Annotated in this window: 13 protein-coding genes; 8 read left to right on the forward strand and 5 right to left on the reverse strand. The window is 64.7% G+C overall.

All coding sequences use genetic code 11. The features are described 5' to 3' along the window. Positions 1-118 precede the first annotated feature (118 nt). Positions 119-751 carry a peroxiredoxin gene (locus tag OCA5_RS10220; protein WP_012563139.1) on the forward strand — a complete coding sequence of 211 codons (633 nt, stop codon included), beginning with the start codon at positions 119-121 and terminating at the stop codon, positions 749-751. A gap of 70 nt (positions 752-821) precedes the next feature. Continuing rightward, positions 822-2,174 carry a M23 family metallopeptidase gene (locus OCA5_RS10225; RefSeq protein ID WP_013913145.1) on the forward strand — a complete coding sequence of 451 codons (1,353 nt, stop codon included), beginning with the start codon at positions 822-824 and terminating at the stop codon, positions 2,172-2,174. A gap of 45 nt (positions 2,175-2,219) precedes the next feature. Here the strand turns inward: OCA5_RS10225 and OCA5_RS10230 are convergent, their stop codons facing one another. Continuing rightward, entirely contained in the window at positions 2,220-3,071 is an 852-nt protein-coding gene (locus OCA5_RS10230) for an EipB family protein (protein ID WP_012563137.1), read from the reverse strand. A 255-nt stretch (positions 3,072-3,326) separates the two neighbouring features. Between OCA5_RS10230 and OCA5_RS10235 the strand changes: the two genes are divergently transcribed. Next, positions 3,327-3,956, forward strand: coding sequence for a nucleoside deaminase (locus OCA5_RS10235; RefSeq protein WP_013913146.1), 630 nt, complete (start codon positions 3,327-3,329; stop codon positions 3,954-3,956). A gap of 72 nt (positions 3,957-4,028) precedes the next feature. Here the strand turns inward: OCA5_RS10235 and prfB are convergent. The 3 genes from prfB to OCA5_RS10250 form a co-directional block, all read right to left on the reverse strand. Further along, a protein-coding gene (prfB, locus tag OCA5_RS10240; protein WP_148261427.1) for a peptide chain release factor 2 occupies positions 4,029-5,160 on the reverse strand; the annotation gives its coding sequence in 2 pieces (ribosomal slippage) (positions 4,029-5,090 and positions 5,092-5,160; 1,131 coding nt in all). 107 nt (positions 5,161-5,267) lie between these two features. Beyond that, positions 5,268-7,757 carry a penicillin-binding protein 1A gene (locus OCA5_RS10245; RefSeq protein WP_012563134.1) on the reverse strand — a complete coding sequence of 830 codons (2,490 nt, stop codon included), beginning with the start codon at positions 7,755-7,757 and terminating at the stop codon, positions 5,268-5,270. A gap of 152 nt (positions 7,758-7,909) precedes the next feature. After that, a complete protein-coding gene (locus OCA5_RS10250; RefSeq protein ID WP_012563133.1) occupies positions 7,910-9,178 on the reverse strand; it encodes an N-acetylmuramoyl-L-alanine amidase in 1,269 nt (422 codons plus the stop codon). Between the two features lie 780 nt (positions 9,179-9,958). Here OCA5_RS10250 and OCA5_RS10255 point away from each other — a divergent pair. Further along, positions 9,959-13,012 (forward strand): Rne/Rng family ribonuclease, encoded by a 3,054-nt coding sequence (locus OCA5_RS10255; protein WP_013913147.1) that lies wholly within the window; start codon positions 9,959-9,961, stop codon positions 13,010-13,012. A 110-nt stretch (positions 13,013-13,122) separates the two neighbouring features. Here the strand turns inward: OCA5_RS10255 and OCA5_RS10260 are convergent, their stop codons facing one another. Then, the gene (locus OCA5_RS10260; protein ID WP_013913148.1) at positions 13,123-14,310 is read right to left on the reverse strand and encodes a pyridoxal phosphate-dependent aminotransferase; all 1,188 of its coding nucleotides are present in this window, start codon (positions 14,308-14,310) and stop codon (positions 13,123-13,125) included. A 172-nt stretch (positions 14,311-14,482) separates the two neighbouring features. Here OCA5_RS10260 and OCA5_RS10265 point away from each other — a divergent pair, with 172 nt between their 5' ends. From OCA5_RS10265 to accB, 4 genes are all read left to right on the forward strand, one after another. Next, positions 14,483-15,898 carry a M48 family metalloprotease gene (locus OCA5_RS10265; RefSeq protein ID WP_012563130.1) on the forward strand — a complete coding sequence of 472 codons (1,416 nt, stop codon included), beginning with the start codon at positions 14,483-14,485 and terminating at the stop codon, positions 15,896-15,898. A 32-nt stretch (positions 15,899-15,930) separates the two neighbouring features. Then, entirely contained in the window at positions 15,931-16,695 is a 765-nt protein-coding gene (locus OCA5_RS10270; protein ID WP_012563129.1) for a DsbA family protein, read from the forward strand. A gap of 300 nt (positions 16,696-16,995) precedes the next feature. Further along, the gene (gene aroQ, locus OCA5_RS10275) at positions 16,996-17,451 is read left to right on the forward strand and encodes a type II 3-dehydroquinate dehydratase (protein WP_012563128.1); all 456 of its coding nucleotides are present in this window, start codon (positions 16,996-16,998) and stop codon (positions 17,449-17,451) included. A 38-nt stretch (positions 17,452-17,489) separates the two neighbouring features. Next, positions 17,490-17,990 carry an acetyl-CoA carboxylase biotin carboxyl carrier protein gene (accB, locus tag OCA5_RS10280; protein ID WP_012563127.1) on the forward strand — a complete coding sequence of 167 codons (501 nt, stop codon included), beginning with the start codon at positions 17,490-17,492 and terminating at the stop codon, positions 17,988-17,990. Positions 17,991-18,016: the final 26 nt, after the last annotated feature.

Consider the following 18,016-nt stretch of genomic DNA (forward strand, 5'->3'; position numbering starts at 1 on the left):
GGCAAAATGGGCTGGCAGTGTCCGGCGGCAAATCGCCTCGCGCACAGACCGGCATGTCCGATCCTGCAGCGTGCCCTGCATCCTCAATTGACGGTCGAAAACGACGAAAGGAAGGCGTATGCCCAAGAAAACAATCAAGAAAACACCCAAGGCCGCGGCTACGGTGTCGCGCAAGACAGCCGCCTCCAAAACCGGGGTGACAAAGGCTGCCGCGCGCAGCCCTGTCGCACCCCGCAAGGCACCCGCACGCGCCACCGGCGCAGCCGCCAAAGCCGCCGATCCGGTCCTTGTCGAGGGCAAGCGCGCACCCGCGTTCCGCATTCCCCGGGATGACGGCAGCACCGTCGCGCTGAAGGACTTTGCCGGCCGCAAGCTTGTCCTGTTCTTCTACCCGCGCGCCGGAACGCCTGGCTGCACCATCGAGGCCAACGACTTCAGCCGTCTCGCGCCGCAGTTCGAGCGGCAGGGCGCCGCGGTCCTCGGCGTCTCCGCCGATCCGCAGGCGGCGCTGCAGCGCTTCCGCGCCAAGAACAACCTCAAGGTGGCGCTCGCCTCCGACGAGACGCTGGCGATGCTCGAGGCGTATGGCGTGTGGGCTGAAAAGTCCTTGTACGGAAAGACCTTCATGGGCGTTGTTCGGACAACGGTTCTGATCGACGAGAACGGCCGGGTCGTGCGGGTCTGGCGCAACGTCAAAGTGCCGGGCCATGCGGAGGCTGTTCTTTCAACCATTCGCGATGCGCTTTCCTGAATTTTAACCATGACGATGTCAGATCGCTCCCGGCAGCCGTGCCTCTCGTTTGGCCGGCTCAGGAGTTCCGATGTCGCCGCCCTACCGTTCCTACGAATACGCCCCTCATCATCACCCTCATGACGATGGGCGGGGAATGCCCCGGCGGCCACCTCCGCCTGCCCGCAATGCCCCACCGCCTCCGCAGCGGGGCCAGTCGCGCGGCTATGCGCTCGTCCATGGCGGCAAGCAGGTCCGCATCGGGCCGGTCGTGTTCTGGATCATCACCGGCTCCATCATCCTGATGGGCGCGTGGTCGGCCGCGACCGCGACCTATTTCGCCTTCCGCGACGACGTGCTGACGCGCCTGATCGCGCGGCAGGCCGAGATGCAATACGCCTATGAAGATCGCATCGCCGAGCTGCGGTCGCGGATCGACCGCACCACCAGCCGGCAGTTGCTCGATCAGGAGGAATACGACCAGAAGCTCGCCCGCATCCTGCAGCGGCAGAGTGCGCTGGAATCCCGCACCAATGCGCTGATGGCGCTGCCCGACAATGCCGCGACCGGCTCGATCCGTCCGTCCCGCACCACGCGCGGGACGCCGAAGCCATCTCCAATCAACGACATCGCACCGCCTTCGACAGTTCCAGCGGAACGTGAAGCAAGCCTCGGGTCACGCTGGTCGATGTTCGGCAGCGCCCATGCACGCAACGGCCGCCAGCGCGTGCCGGAGGCGATGGTGCGAAAACTCGAAGCCTCGCTCGACAAGATCGAGCATCGCCAGACCGCGAGCCTCAACGCCGCCGAGGGCCGATACGACGGCCGCATCAAGCGCGTGCGCGGGCTGATCTCCGACCTCGGGCTCAATCTCGCCAAGCTCGAAGCCGCCACTCCAAGGGGCCATGTCGGCGGCCCCTATATTCCGGTCCGCGCGCCTGCCGCGAACGCCAGCGACTTCGACAAGCAACTTTATCGTGTGGCGCAGTCCCGCGCGCAAGCCGACAAGCTCAACTACACGCTGGCGATGGTCCCCTATCGCAAACCGGTGGTCGGCGCGATCGAACTCTCCTCCGGCTTCGGCGTGCGCAACGATCCCTTCATGGGACGGCCCGCGATGCACAGCGGCCTCGATTTCCGCGGCTCGACCGGCGATCCGGTCCGCGCTACCGCGAACGGCAAGGTCATCAATGCAAGCTGGTCCGGCGGCTATGGCCGCATGGTCGAGATCGATCACGGCAACGGGCTGTCGACCCGCTACGGACACCTCTCCGCGATCAAGGTGAAGGTCGGTGAGACGGTGCGCATCGGTGATGTTGTCGGCGAAGTCGGCTCCACCGGCCGCTCAACAGGCCCGCATCTGCACTACGAGACCCGGATCGATGGCGAAGCCGTCGACCCGCAGCGCTTCCTGCGCGCCGGTGCCCGCTTCGGACAGGGCTAGGCGCCTCGCCCACTCGGTCAGATACGATGTTTACGCAGAACTGCTTTATGAGCAGGCCTGCTTTGGCAGCATCGTCAGCGACTGCAGGCTGGCCTTGATCCGCAATTGCTCGAAGAGTGCGTCCGAGACGGTGAGAATGCCGTTGTTGAACGAGGTCATGCTTTCGCGGACCCGGATTTTTCCGGTCTTCTGGGTCCGGAAGATCGCCTGAACACGCTGCCGCGTCTGGTTTCGCAGCGCCTCGATATCGGCGGGATGGCCCTTCGGCAGGGCGTTCTTGCTTTCAGGACCGAACGTGTAGGACATCTGCTCGATATTCCCGATCGACTCTTCGGGATTGTAGAAGGTTGTCGCCAGCGTCTTGTTGCCCGCCGACGCCGCGGCGATCACCGCACGCTCATGCTCGATCGGAAACAGCGTGCCTCTCGGCAGATCGGCCTTGCCGCCGGGCAAGCTGCCGGACCTGACGGTAGCCCCGCCACTGTCGTTCTTGCGGGCGATCAAATTGTACTGCCGCGAGACCTTGCCGTTGTTTCTCTCCACCATGCTGAAGGCGAGTTGGCTGCTGGCGGCGTTTTCAGCAAACGTCGCCTCCGACTGAATGGTGAGCGGTTCGCCGATGGTATTCAGCCTGGCATTCACGATGCGGATCAGCCGATAGTCCGTGCAACGGCTGCCGGTGAATTCGATGGTGAGGCGGCCCTGCCCGCTCTTGAACGGAGACTTGTCGTTCGACGGGCCGAAGTCGAGTTTGTAGACCGCCTTGAACGGCGTGATGTCCACGGCCGATGCGGTGTGGGGCTGTGCCTGCGCGGCGGCGACCGCCGACAGGGCGATTAAACCGGCCAGTAGCCAGATCCGAGATTGCGTCCGAGATTTCCGGATGTTGCCCGTCATATCGCAATGATCCCCCAACATGAATGGCGCCCGGGCAGCAGCGCCGGGCCTAATTCGTCATCACGCTAAACAGCGTTTGGGGAGCACGGTACCCCGCGAAAAGGGGATGCCTGGCGGTGTCGGCGGTCTGGTTGCTACGGCACGCCGGTGTCGGCGGAGTGCAAGAGCCGCCTTCAATTGACTCGTTTTGGAAAATTGCGAATGCTTCGAGTCGTCGAAACGACGAGCGAGATATCTCGAATCACCGGAGCGGAAATGAGTGTAGACAAATCGATTGATGCGCTGTTTTCGTCCGCCCGCGTGGTTCACCGCCGGAATTTTCTGGCCGCCGGCGCCGGCCTTGCCGCCGCAACGATGGTCGGCAACGAGGCGATCGCCAAGCCTGCGAAGGCTCGCGCGAAATCGAAAATCACGGAGCAGGATCGCAAGCACATGGCGCTGGCGATCCAGACCATGCGGCAGGCCGGCATTGTCGACAAAACCGGCGGGCCGTTCGGGGCCGTCGTCGTCCGTGACGGAGAGGTGCTTGCCGCGAGCGGCAACAGCGTCTTGCGCGACAACGACCCGTCGGCGCATGCCGAAGTCAATGCCATCCGCATTGCGTGCAAGAAGATCGGTGCGCCCAACCTGCGCGGCGCAACGCTTTTCACGAGCTGCGAATGTTGCCCGATGTGCTACGCAACCGCCTACTGGGCGCGCATCGACAAAATCTATTATGCGGCCGCGTGGACCGATTATGCGGACCTGTTCGACGATTCAAATATCAGCATCGATATGAAGAAGCCCTACGCCCAGCGCACGCTGCATCCTCAGCAGATGATGCAGGCCGAAGCCCAGAAGGTATGGCTGGAGTTTCGCAAGATGCCGGATCGCGCCAAATATTAGGAGCACCGGCCAATGTGACGGGCGCGCATCGCGCCCGTTAGCCTTCGATCTCGGCTCCGCGCATCGCGCAGATTAGTCCACGTCCTCGATCTCGCCGGGCGCGGTGCCGAATGCTTTCTGCGCGAGCGTCGCGGCCATGAACTCGTCGAGGTCGCCGTCGAGCACGCCTGAGGTGTCCGAGGTCTGCACGCCGGTGCGCAGGTCCTTCACCATCTGATAGGGCTGCAGCACATAGGAGCGAATCTGGTGGCCCCAGCCGATATCGGTCTTGGCGGCCTGATCGGCAGCAGCCTGCTCCTCGCGCTTCTTCAGCTCGATCTCGTAGAGGCGCGCACGCAGCATGTCCCACGCCTGCGCGCGGTTCTTGTGCTGCGAACGGCCAGCCTGACAGACCACGGCAACACCGGTCGGGATATGCGTGAGGCGCACCGCGGATTCGGTCTTGTTGACGTGCTGGCCGCCCGCGCCGCCCGAACGCATGGTGTCGACGCGCACATCGGATTCGTTGATGTCGATCTTGATCGAGTTATCGACCACCGGGAAAATCGCGATGCTCGAAAACGACGTGTGCCGCCGCGCGTTTGAATCGTAGGGCGAGATACGCACGAGACGATGCACGCCCGCCTCGGTCTTGAGCCAGCCATAGGCGTTGTGGCCGCTGATCTGGATCGTCGCGGACTTGATGCCCGCTTCTTCGCCCTGGGTCTCTTCGAGAAACTCGACCTTGAAGCCCTTGCGCTCGGCCCAGCGCGTATACATGCGCAGCAGCATCGAGGCCCAGTCCTGGCTCTCGGTGCCACCCGCACCGGCATGGACTTCGAGATAGGTGTCGAACCTGTCGGCTTCGCCGGAAAGCAGCGCTTCAAGCTCCTGACGCGCGACGTCCTTCTTGAGCGCCGCAAGCGCCGCCTCGGCTTCAGCAACGACGGCGGCGTCGTTCTCCGCTTCGCCGAGTTCGATCAGCCCGATCTGGTCTTCGAGTTCGCGCTCGGTCCGCCCGATGCCGCCAAGCTGATTTTCGAGCGAAGTGCGCTCCTGCATCAGCTTCTGGGCCTTCTGCGGATCGTCCCAGAGATTCGGATCCTCGGCGAGGTTGTTCAGTTCGGCAAGGCGCGCGGTTGCGGCATCGACGTCAAAGATGCCTCCTCAGCAGCCCGACTGACTGCTTGATCTCTTCGACAAGGCGTTCGATTTCAGGACGCATCGGGAGCTCTGTTTTCTTTTCTCAAACTCAAACGGCAACGATTCGGCGCGCGCAGCGCCAAGTCCGGGCAGGACTTAACCGCTGCGCTCTCGCGATGCAATCCGGGGTCAGTAGAGGCCGCCGGTGCCGGGCCGCATGATGGCGCGATCTGCATCGGGCGACACGGTGAGCACCTGCCCGCTGCCGTCGACGACGCCGATCGCGGCGTAGTTGTCAGGCGGCGCGGTGCCCGGCTTGAAGGCCTCGAGGATGGTGCGGCCGCCCTCGCCCGGTCCGGCGCGCATGCCGCTCTTGAGATCGACGCGGATCAGCTTGATACCGGCGGGAACGCGGAACGGTACGGCAGGCTTGTCGGCCAGCACGACTTTCAGGAAATCCTTCGCGACCGGCGCCGCGAGATGGCCGCCGGTGCCGCCGCGCCCGAGGCCGCGCGGCTTGTCGTAACCGATGTAGAGGCCAACCACGATGTCGGGTGAGAAGCCGATGAACCAGGCATCTTTCTCGTCGTTGGTGGTGCCGGTCTTGCCCGCAATCGGCTTGCCGACCTCACGCACGATGGTCGCGGTGCCGCGCTGGACCACGCCTTCCATCATCGAGGTGATCTGGTAGGCCGTCATCGGGTCGAGCACCTGCTCGCGGCGGTCGACAAGCGTCGGCTCGGGCTGGTTGTGCCAACCTTCCGGCGCGTCGCAGCCACGACATTCGCGCTGGTCGTGCTTGTAGATGGTGTGGCCGAAGCGGTCCTGAATGCGGTCGATCAGTGTCGGCTTCACGCGCTTGCCGCCGTTGGCGATCATCGAATAGGCCGCGACCATACGCATGACCGTCGTCTCGCCGGCACCGAGCGCATAGGAAAGATAGTTCGGCAGTTCATCATAGACGCCGAAGCGCTTGGCGTACTCGCCGATGATCGGCATGCCGATATCCTGCGCGAGCCGTACCGTCATGTTGTTGACGGAGCGCTCGAGACCGAAGCGCAGCGTCTGCGGGCCGTAATACTTGCCGGTCGAATAGTTCTCCGGCCGCCAGACATTGCCCGAACCCTGATCGATCTCGATCGGCGCGTCGACCACGATGCTCGACGGCGTGTAGCCGTTGTCGAGCGCGGTCGAATAGACGATCGGCTTGAAGGACGAGCCCGGCTGACGATAGGCCTGCGTCGCGCGGTTGAACTGGCTCTGGTCGAACGAGAAGCCACCGGTCATCGCCAGCACGCGGCCGGTGTTCGGATCCATGACGACGAGGCCGCCCGAGACGTCCGGAATCTGGCGGAGTCGATACTGCCCCTCCACCACCTTGCCGTCCTTGGCGAGCAGCGGGTCGACATAAATGACGTCACCCGGAGCAAGCACCTGCGTCAGCTTGGTCGGCGCCTTGTAGCGGTTCGGGCCTGTCGCGGGCTTGGCCCAACGCACACCGTCCATGGTGATGAGGCCGGTGTCGCGGACCTTGGAGATCGCGCCGCCCAATTCGCGGCCCGGCTGGAAGCCGATGCGGGCGGACTGGTCGTTGGCCTCCAGCACCACCGCCATCCGCCACGGCGAGACGTCGGAGAGCGCCTTCACCTCGGCGAGCTTCACGCCCCAATCGCCGGACAGATCGATCTTGTTCACCGGCCCGCGCCAGCCGACCGACTCGTCGTAATTGACGAGGCCCTTCACCATCGCGCGACGGGCTGCGACCTGCAGTTTGGGGTCGAGCGTCGCGCGCACCGACAGACCGCCTTCGTACAGCTTCTTCTCGCCGTAGCGCTCGAAGATGTCGCGGCGGATTTCCTCGGCGAAGTATTCGCCCGCGAAGATGTGCGCGGCACTGCTGCGGCTCGTGACGGCGAGCGGGTCCTTGCGCGCGGTGGCGGCTTCCGACTGCTTGATCCAGCCGTTCTCGACCAACCGGTCGATCACGTAATTGCGGCGCTCAATCGCGCGATCGTGGTTGCGGACCGGGTGAAGCAGCGCGGGCGCCTTCGGCAGCGCGGCGAGATAGGCCGCCTCCGACACCGTGAGCTCGTTCACCGACTTGTCGAAGTAGACGAGCGAGGCGGCGGCGATGCCATAGGCGCCAAGGCCGAGATAGATCTCGTTGAGGTAAAGCTCGAGGATCTTCTCCTTGCTGTAGGTGCGCTCGATGCGCATTGCCAGCAAGGCTTCCTTGATCTTGCGGGTGAAGGAGACCTCGTTCGTCAGCAGGAAGTTCTTCGCGACCTGCTGGGTGATGGTGGACGCGCCCTGCGGGCGGCGGTTCGAGCCGTAGTTCTGCGCGTAGAGAATCGCTGCACGCGCCATGCCGGTGAAGTCGATGCCGCCGTGCTCGTAGAAGTTCTTGTCCTCGGCCGCGAGGAACGCATTGATGACCCGCTTCGGGATCGCCTGGATCGGCAGATAGAGACGGCGCTCCTTGGCGTATTCGGCGAGCAGCGAGCCATCGGCCGCGTGGACGCGCGTCATCACCGGCGGCTCATAGTTCTTGAGCTGGGTGTAGTCCGGCAGGTCCTTGGAATAGTGCCACAACAGGCCCGCGACCGCGCTGACGCCGACCAGAAACAGGATCGTTCCGGCGGCGAACAGGAACCCCAGAAAGCGCACGAAGAACCGCATTCTCAATCCGTTTTCAGTTAAAAGCCTTCGCGCCGGGGCAATGTCGGTCCGCGGGCGGATCGCGGCGGGACCATATCATGACGGCACCCGCGCACGCCTCATTGTTCTGACGCTCTCTATAAAGCGGACGCTGTGGCCAAACTAGGGCTCGCTCACCGCTTCGCGGCTGCGGAGGCACTTGCGTTGATTCGGGTGGTATCCTTGCCACGGCTTTCGCCGAAGAAAGCATCAATCGCTGAGGCAACGGAACCGGCCATCTTCTCGCGCCAGCTTGCGGAAACGAGATTGTGCAGGTCGCCCCGGTTCGAGACGTAGCCGAGTTCGATCAGCACCGAAGGTACGTCATGCGCCTTGAGAACCCGGAACCCGGCGGACTTCAGCGGGTGCTTGTGCATCCGCGCCACCGCCTTCATCTCGCGCATCAGGGTTTTGGCAAAGCGCGTTGAAAAGGCTCGGGTTTCGCGCTGAGTGAGGTCGATCAGGATATCCGCGACCTCGGTCGGCTCCTCGGTGAGGTCGATACCGGCAATGGCGTCGGCCTTGTTTTCCGATTCGGCGAGCCGCTCGGCCTCGGCGTCGGAGGCGCGATCCGAGAGCGTGTAGATCGTGGCGCCCTGCGCATCGCCTTCCCGCTTCGGTAATGCGTCGGCGTGGATCGAGACGAACAGCGCGGCAGTGTGGTTGCGGGCGACCTTCACCCGATCGGCGAGCGCCACGAAGGTATCGTCGTCGCGCGTCATCACCACCCGATACTTGCCGGACTTCTCGATGCGCTCGCGCAACGCCATGGCGAACGACAGGACGATGTCCTTCTCGTTCTCCCCGCTCGCCGCGGCGGTGCCGTTGTCGATGCCGCCATGGCCCGGATCGAGCACGATCACGGGGCGGCTGTCGGTGACTTTATCCTCCTGCGGCGGGATCGGCGCATCGGGGCTTGCATTGGCAACAATCGTCGGGCGCAACGCAGGAGCGGCGTTCTCGCGCGCCTCGCGCTTGGCGGTTGCCGCATCAGAGGCGGCAACCTCGACGACGAACCGCGCCGGCTGGCCGTTCGCCGCATCGAGCGCATAGGCCTTTTCGATCCTGGCCGGGCCCGCGAGGTCCATGACGATGCGGGAGGCGCCGGGCATCACCATGCCGTAGCGGAACGCCCGCACGAGCCCGCGGCCGCTCTTGCCGGTCCCCTCCGGAAGGCGGAACGCCACCTGGGGCAGATCGAGCACCACGCGATACGGGTCGGTGAGGATGAAGCTGCGGGCCTCGATCTTGCGGTCGAGGTCGAGGATGAACCGGGCGGCTCGCTCGTCACCCGCGACCCGCGCGTCGGAGGCGACAGGAAGGACGGCTGCAACTTCCGGGCGTGGCGGCACGGTCTCGACCGCCTGGGCGGACGGCACACCGGCATAGACCGCTACGGCCATAAGGCCGGCGATTGCCTGCAAAACACGGATTCTTGTCCGGCGTTTCAAAGAGTTCCCCGCCTCCGGACTTACCTTCTATCCCAATAGGACTGGACGGTTAACCAGACCTTACCCGCCTCCTCACGATTACCGCCCTCTGTTGCAGGGACGTGACGCTCGCTTGACGCTCCCTTGCCAGAAGGCTCCGATGTCCGTATGTTTTGCATGCTAACGGTTTTGAACTTCCGGTTGTATCGCGTTCAGCTCCCGGTCCGGCACTCTCCCCGAAAAGCTTGAAGGCCATAATGGCTTAGCGCTTCAGGGTTCGGTGTATTGATCGACCCCTCTCCAGCCAGCGCAGCGCGCGGCCGGGTTTCAGGGACGGCCGATTGAGGCCCGGGAGAACAGGAAGCCAGACGGCAACGGGCTCGCGGCCGCAAGGACGCGAACCGCCCCAGCGGCGCCCGCAACGCCTTATCGGCTTTGAGTGAACCCAGCTCCTGCTGGGTCCGTTGGCAGACAGGCAGCACGTCGCTGCCGCATGATTTAGACGGGCCGCCGCTTAGATGCGCCACACTGTTACGCCGATCCGGACCTCCTCCAGCGAGGTCCTTCCAGGTCTCCCGACAATCCGACGCGACGATCTTGCGCGACGGAAAACGTCTGCCCTGGATTCGGCGCGGGGCATCGCCAGGCGGTTTGGCCTTCCCCTCACCCCCGAATCAGGTGGACCGTTCTGCCGTCCGGCCGCGCGCCCAGCGCTCGCCGCCACGCCTGGCGTCCGCCGTCATGAGTTCCGAAATGCCGAACAAAATGTTGATCGACGCCACCCACCCGGAGGAGACCCGGGTCGTTGTGGTCCGCGGCAACCGCGTCGAAGAGTTTGATTTCGAATCCGCGCAACGCAAGCAGCTTCGCGGCAACATCTATCTCGCCAAGGTCACGCGCGTGGAGCCTTCGCTCCAGGCCGCGTTCATCGAGTACGGTGGCAATCGCCACGGGTTCCTCGCCTTCAGCGAAATCCATCCCGACTACTACCAGATCCCCGTCGCCGACCGGCAGGCGTTGATCGAGGCCGACGAGCGCGCGCACCGCGAGGCCGAGGAAGAAAACGAAAACCGCGCCAGCCGCCGCCGCTCGCGCCACCGCAGCTCGCGCCGCCGCAGCCATGGCGAGCGCGTGCGCAGCGCCATCGTTGAGGACAGCGCGCCCGCGACCGAGGCGCCGCCGGCGTTCCCGCACGATTCCACCGAGCCGCAGCCGTTCGGCGGCTACGGCTACGACGACGAGCCCACCGACGAGACGGTGACGCCCGCGACCGTTGCGCCCTCCGTGGTGCCGAGCGCACCGGGCCGCCCCCTGCCCTCGATCGAGGGCAATGATTACGGCGATCAGGCCGACGAAGGCATCGACGATCCCACCTTCGACTATCCGGAGACGGTCGACGACGCGCCTGCGACGGCGGAAGACCATCACGACGATCACGGTCATGACGATCATGGTCATGACGACGCGCATGACCACGACCACAACGACGATCATGATCACGATGACGACAATGGCGAGCACGCCGGTGAGACCCATGAGGAGCACGCCGACGCCGAGCACGCCAGCGAGGATGCGGCCTCCGACAGCGACGAGGACGACGACAGCGACGGCGAGGAAGACGAGCAGGTCGAATCCGTCGGTGGCGACGATGCGCTTGAGGAAGTGCCGGAGCGCACCTTCCGCCCGCGCCGCCAGTACAAGATTCAGGAAGTCATCAAGCGCCGCCAGGTGATGCTGGTGCAGGTCGTCAAGGAAGAGCGCGGCAACAAGGGCGCGGCGCTCACGACCTATCTTTCGCTCGCCGGCCGCTATGCCGTGTTGATGCCGAACACCGCGCGTGGCGGCGGCATCAGCCGCAAGATCACCTCGGCGCAGGACCGCAACCGCCTCAAGGACGTGGTGCAGGACCTCGACGTGCCGGAAGGCATGGGCATCATCCTGCGCACGGCAGGCGCCTCGCGCACCAAGCCGGAAATCAAGCGCGACTTCGAATACCTCATCCGCATGTGGGAGACGGTGCGCGACCTCACGCTGAAGTCGCAGGCCCCCACCCTCGTCTACGAGGAAGGCTCGCTCATCAAGCGCTCGCTGCGCGATCTCTACAACAAGGAGATCGACGAAGTTCTGGTGTCCGGCGAAGAGGGCTACCATGAAGCGCGCGACTTCATGAAGATGCTGATGCCTTCCAACGTGCGGGCGGTGAAGCTCTATCGCGACAACCAGCCGCTGTTCTCGCGCATGGGCGTCGAGAGCCAGTTGGACGCGATGTTCTCGCCGGTCGTAACACTGCGCTCCGGCGGCTACCTCGTCATCAATCAGACCGAAGCGTTGGTTTCGATCGACGTCAACTCCGGCCGCTCGACGCGTGAGCATCACATCGAGGACACCGCGCTCAAGACCAATCTCGAAGCCGCCGAGGAAGTCGCGCGGCAGTTGCGGCTGCGCGATCTCGCGGGCCTCATCGTCATCGACTTCATCGACATGGACGAGAAGCGCAACAACCGCGCGGTCGAACGCAAGCTCTCCGACTGCTTGCGGCAGGATCGCGCCCGCATCCAGGTCGGCCGCATCTCGCATTTCGGCCTTCTGGAAATGTCGCGCCAGCGCATCCGCGCCAGCGTGCTGGAAAGCTCGACCGAGCCCTGCCCGACCTGTGGCGGCATCGGCCACGTCCGCTCCGTCGCTTCGGTCGCGCTGCAATTGCTGCGCAGCCTCGAAGAGCAACTGATGAAGAGCGGCACGCACAATTACACGGTGCGCACCCGCACCGACGTCGCGCTCTACGTTCTGAACCACAAGCGCGGCCACCTGCGCGACCTCGAGGAAGCCTTCCAGGTCACGCTCGCGGTGATCGCCGATCCGACCGTGGGCGGCCAGCAGGCATTCGTCATCGAGCGCGGCGAGCAGGTCCACACCGTCGAAGCCGCCAAGGCACTTCTGGCCGCGCGCGTTGCCGCGCAGCCCGTCGAGGTCGAGGAGTTCGACGCCGAGGAAGAGTTCTTCGAGGAAGAGACTGAAACCGAAAGCGCCGAGAACGGCGACACCGAGACGGCTGATGCTCAGGGCGAAAACGAGGACGGCAATCGCCGCCGGCGTCGTCGCCGTCGTGGCCGCGGACGTGGTGAAGGCCGCGAGGCATCCGCGCAGTCCGCCGAGGGCGAAGCATCCACCGGCGAGGATACGCAGGCTGAGGCCAGCGAAGATGGCGAGGAGGATTCCGAAGCCGCTTCCGCGCGCGGCGAGGAGAATGGCGAGCGCCGTCCGCGCCGCCGTGGCCGCCGTGGTGGTCGCCGCCGTCGTGGCAATGGAAACGGCAATGGTGACGAGGCGACTGCTACCGCAGGCGAGGCAGATACAGAGGCCGGTGAAGCATCCGCAGACGAAGGCACGCCGCACAATCTCAGCATGCCGTCCTTCGATGCGCCGCAGCCCGACATCTCCGTGCCGATCGCAACGGAAAACGAAAGCACGCCCGCACCGGCAGCCACCGCGCCGACAGCCGCCGCACCGGAGGCTGACGCCCCCGCGCATGAGGAAGACAAGGCCCCGCGCCGCTCCACCGTGCGCGAGAAGGTGAGCTTCTTCTTCGGCGAGCCGCCCGTAGCCGACACCGCACCTGCAACGGAGGCTGCTCCGGCTGCTGCCGCAACTGAAGAACAGGCTGCAGCGCCTGCGCCGGTTGAGACTACGCCGAGCGAGTCCGCATCAAACGAGCTAGCCTCAAGCAACGAGATGCCGCCTGCCGAGCCGGAGCCCGCTCCCTCCGCGCCGCGCCGTAGGGGCTGGTGGTCACGCCGGTCGGAATAACCGCGCACCGCATCACACAAATAAAACCCGGCCAAGGACAGCTTCCTTGAGCCGGGTTTTTCTTGTGAGCCGCCCTGCTCCTCACTTCTCCCCGACGGGGAGAGGTGAACTCAGCGCCTCAGCCACTGCGTGATGCGCGCGATCGCCTCTTCCGTTTCCGCCCGTGAACCTGCGTAGCAGAAGCGCAGGAACGACTTGCCGTGCACCGGATCGAAATCGATGCCGGGCGTTGCCGCGACATGCGCCTCTTCCAGCATGCGCCGTGCGAAATCGAAGCTGTCATCGGTGAAACGCGAGACGTCCGCATAAAGATAGAACGCGCCGTCGGCGGGCAGAAAACTGTCGAGACCCGCGCGCGGCAGGCCCTCTATCAGAAGGCGGCGGTTGTCCTGATAGCCGTGCTTGATCGCGTCCATCTCGGCGGTGCCGTCGAACGCCGCCTCGGCCGCGATCTGCGACAGCGTCGGCACGGAGATCGCGAGGTTCTGCTGCAGACGCTCGACCGCCCGCACCAGCGGCGCGGGCACCACCATCCAGCCGACGCGCCAGCCGGTCATGCAGAAATACTTCGAGAATGAATTGATGACGAGCGCATCGTCCGACAGCGCCGCCGCGGTCGTTGCCGGGAATGCATAATCGAGACCGTGATAAATCTCGTCGGAGATGAAGCGAATGTTCTCGCTCGCCGCCGCATCCATCAGCTCGGCCATTGCTTCGCGGCTCATCATCGTGCCGGTCGGATTGGCGGGGCTTGCAACCAGCACACCTTTCAAGGGTGTCTTGCGGTGCGCAGCCAACAGCATCTCACCGCTGAGCGCGTGTCGTGTTGCGGCCGTGGTCTCGATCGGCACCACCTCGCAGCCGAGCGCGCTCAGGATATGGCGATACGGCGGATAGCCCGGCAACGTCACCGCCACGCGGTCACCCGGTTCGAACAGCGTGAGGAAGGCGAGGATGAAGGCGTTCGACGAGCCGGTGGTGACGACGATCCGCTCGGGGTCGACGTCGAGTTCATGGCTGTCGCGATAGTAGCGCGCGATGCGCTGGCGCAGCGACAGCAGACCGAGCGCAGAGGTGTAATCGAGCCGCCCGGCATCGATCGCCGCCCTGGCTGCCGCCCGCGCCGTGGCAGGCGCCGGTGACGCCGGCTGGCCGACTTCCATATGGATCACATGGCCGCCCGCAGCCTCGATCCGGGCCGCCGCCGCCATCACGTCCATCACCATGAATGGCGGAACGTCGCCACGGCGCGAGGCCGTCAAAAGCTCCGCCGCCGGCCGCACTCTCCCATCCCGCATGAATCTGCTATGCCCATTATCGAAAAGACGGAAAAGCGGTCCGCGCAGGGGTTCCTTCACCCGCCGTGCTCCCGCCGCATTCCGTCCGTTGAACGGGGTCTTATCACGCGCCGCCGCCGGGCTCCAACGCTCCCGCGACAGCCTCTAAAACCGGACTGCCAGCCACCGCGCCATGACGGAACTTAGCCTTTCCCTCCGCACCGAGCCGTTTCGGGCAAGCCGCACCCGCCGTACGATCGCGACGCTCGCGTCGGCTGCGCTTCTGCTCGCGAGCTGGCCGGCAGCTCCCGCCTTCGCGCAGTCGGCGAAGCAGAAGGGGCCGCCTCTGCTGCGCGACGCCGAGACCGAGCAGTTGCTGCGCGATTACTCGCGGCCGATCCTGCGCGCGGCAGGCCTCGAGAAGCAGAACATCCAGGTCGTCATTATCAACGACGCGGGCTTCAACGCCTTCGTCGCCGACGGACGCCGCATCTTCGTCAACTACGGTGCGCTCTTAAAATCGGAGACGCCGAACCAGATCATCGGCGTGCTCGCGCACGAGACCGGCCATCTCGCGGGCGGACATCTCGCGAAAATGCGCCAGCAGCTCGCCAACGCGCAGACCCAGATGATCGTCGCGATGCTGCTCGGCATCGGCGCCGCGGTTGCGGGCGGACGCTCCGGCATCGGTGCCGGTGGCGCGGCCGCTGTCGCCGCCCCACAGAGCATGATCATGCGCACGTTGCTGTCCTATCAACGCCAGCAGGAAGAAAGCGCCGACAAGGCCGGCGTCAAATTCCTCAACGCCACCGGTCAGTCGGCCAAGGGCATGTACGAGACCTTCAAGCGCTTCCAGAGCGACAGCCTGTTCTCGGCCTACGGCGCCGATCCCTACATGCAGTCGCACCCGATGCCGGCCGAACGCGTCGAGGCGCTCGCGGGCCTCGCCAGGTCGAGCCCCTACTGGGACAAGAAAGATGCGCCCGCGCTGATGCATCGCCATGAGATGATGCGGGCAAAGGTCTCCGGCTTCATGGAGCGGCCGGAAACGGTCTATCGCCGCTATCCCGCCTCCGACAACAGCCTGCCCGCCCGCTACGCGCGTGCCATCGCCGCCTATCGCCACGGCAACCTGAACAACGCGATCCCCCAGATCGACGGCCTGATCAAGGTGGAGCCCGCCAATCCTTATTTCTACGAACTGAAGGGTCAGGCATTGCTGGAGGGCGGCCGGCCGGCGGAGGCCATCCCGCCGCTGCGCAAGGCCGTCCAATTGTCGCAACGTTCGCCGCTCATTGAGATGTTACTTGGTCAGGCGCTGGTCGCCTCCGATAATAAGGCCTACGCAGACGAGGCCATTACGATTCTCAAGGGTGCGCTGGCGCGCGAGCCTGAAGTTCCTCTCGGCTACATGCAGATCGCGATGGCCTATGGCCGCAAGGGCGACCTCGCGCAGGCCGACCTCGCCTCCGCACAGGCCGCCTATCTGCGCGGCGACCACAAGACTGCCCGCGACCTCGCCTCGCGCGCCAAGACCCGTTTTCCGATCGGCTCGCCCGGCTGGGTGCGCGCCGACGACATCGTCAACACCAAGCCGGTCAAGAACTGATGCCGGTCCGTCACCGGCCCAAAGGAGTTTTCATGCGCCCTCTTCGTCTGCTCGTACCGCTCGCTCTCGCGTTTGCCGTGAGCCTTCCCGTCGCCGCTTCGGCGCAGTCGTTCACCGATGCCCAGCGGAAGGACATCGAATCCATCGTTCGCAACTACCTGCTCGCGCACCCTGAAGTGCTGGAAGAAGTGTCCGCCGAACTCGGCAAGCGCCAGGCCGTCGCCGAAACGCAGAAGCAGAAGGCCGCCGTCGACAAGCACGCCAAGGCGCTCTTCAACTCGCCCAACAGCGTGGTGCTCGGAAATCCGAAGGGCGACGTCAATTTCGTCGAGTTCTTCGATTACAACTGCGGCTACTGCAAGCGCGCCATGACCGACATGCTCGATCTCATGAACTTCGATCCGAACCTGCGCGTGACGCTGAAGGACTTCCCTGTGCTGAGCCCCGGTTCGGTCGAAGCCGCGCGCGTCGCGATCGCCGTGAAGATGCAGGACCCCACGGGCAAGAAGTATCTCGACTTCCACCGCAAGCTGCTCGGCGGTCACGGTCAGGCCGACAAGGCACGTGCGCTTGCCGCTGCCAAGGATGTCGGACTCGACGTGGCCCGGATCGAGAAGGATATGGCAAGCCCGCAGATCAACGAGACGCTGAAGGAAAACTTCAAGATCGCCGAGGATATGGGCCTCACCGGCACGCCGAGCTACGTGATCGGCAAGGAGGTCGTGGTCGGTGCGGTCGGGTTGGCAGAACTGACCAAGAAGGTCTCGATGGCCCGCTGCGGCAAGGAAAGCTGCTGAGCCCTTCCTGTTTCAACGATGCCGCCGGGCCGACCCGGCCGCATCCCCTCTTCCGACTCGCTGTCACGGGACGACCCGCCCCGTGACGGCACTTTCCCGCCGAACGGGCCGCAGGTCATTCCCCGTGTTGGTTAACCAACGGTTTTCACGGGATTCCCGCATATTTTTGCTCGTTTTCAGGGGCATTAGAGGGTGCACAGTCTGCATCGAGGGCTTCCCTCACTTCCCCTTATTACCTATAACCCCTGACACCGCTTCGCTTTTTTGGCGTACAGGGCCGTTTCAGGGATCGACATTCGGATGACCAAGACCATTTACGTTCTCAACGGTCCGAACCTCAATCTACTCGGCACACGCGAACCCGACATCTACGGCCACCACACGCTCGCCGATGTCGAGGCACTGTGCCGCGAAACCGCTGCGCGCTTCGGCCTCGAAGCGGTTTGTCACCAGACCAACCGCGAAGGCGAAATCGTCGACCTCATCCATGAGGCGGCGAAGAAGCAGGCGGCAGGCCTCATCATCAACGGCGGCGGCTACTCGCACACCTCGGTCGCGATCCACGACGCCATCGTCGGCGTGCAAATTCCGACGGTTGAAGTCCACGTCTCGAACGTCTATGCACGCGAGCGTTTCCGCCACCAATCCTTTATCGCAAAAGCCGCTTTCGCGACGTTGTGCGGGTTCGGAATCGAGGGCTACAGGCTCGCGATCCTGGGTCTCGCAGCCCGGATCGGTCTTGCCGCGAAAACCTGACATCGACTGTTCTCAAATCATCTCTGGAATCCGACAACATGGCGCGTGAGCCGCAAGACAAAGCCAGCCCCAGCACCGAGCATACCGATGAGCGCAAGCTCATCCGCGATCTCGCAACGCTGCTGGACGAATCCAACCTGACCGAAATCGAGGTCGAGCGTGCGGGCCTGCGCGTGCGCATCGCGCGTAACGTCACGGTCGCCGCAAGCGTACCGATGGCGCCCGTCGCGGTGGCGTCTGCTGCTCCGGCGGCGAATGCTGCGGCAGCACCGGCGGCCGCTCCGGTGATCGATGTCGCGAAGCACCCCGGCATGGTGCCCTCGCCGATGGTCGGCACCGCCTATCTCGCGGCCGAGCCCGGCGCAAAGCCCTTCATCGATGTCGGCGCCAAGGTGAAGGCCGGCGACACGCTCCTCATCATCGAGGCGATGAAGACGATGAACCAGATCCCCTCGCCGCGCACCGGCACGGTCACCCAGATTCTCGTCGAGGACGGCCAGCCGATCGAGTTCGGCGAGCCTCTCGTCATTATTGAATAAACAACGGCGTCGCTCCTCGTTGCGCG

The sequence above is a fragment of the Afipia carboxidovorans OM5 genome, from assembly GCF_000218565.1.
GTDB lineage: Bacteria > Pseudomonadota > Alphaproteobacteria > Rhizobiales > Xanthobacteraceae > Afipia > Afipia carboxidovorans.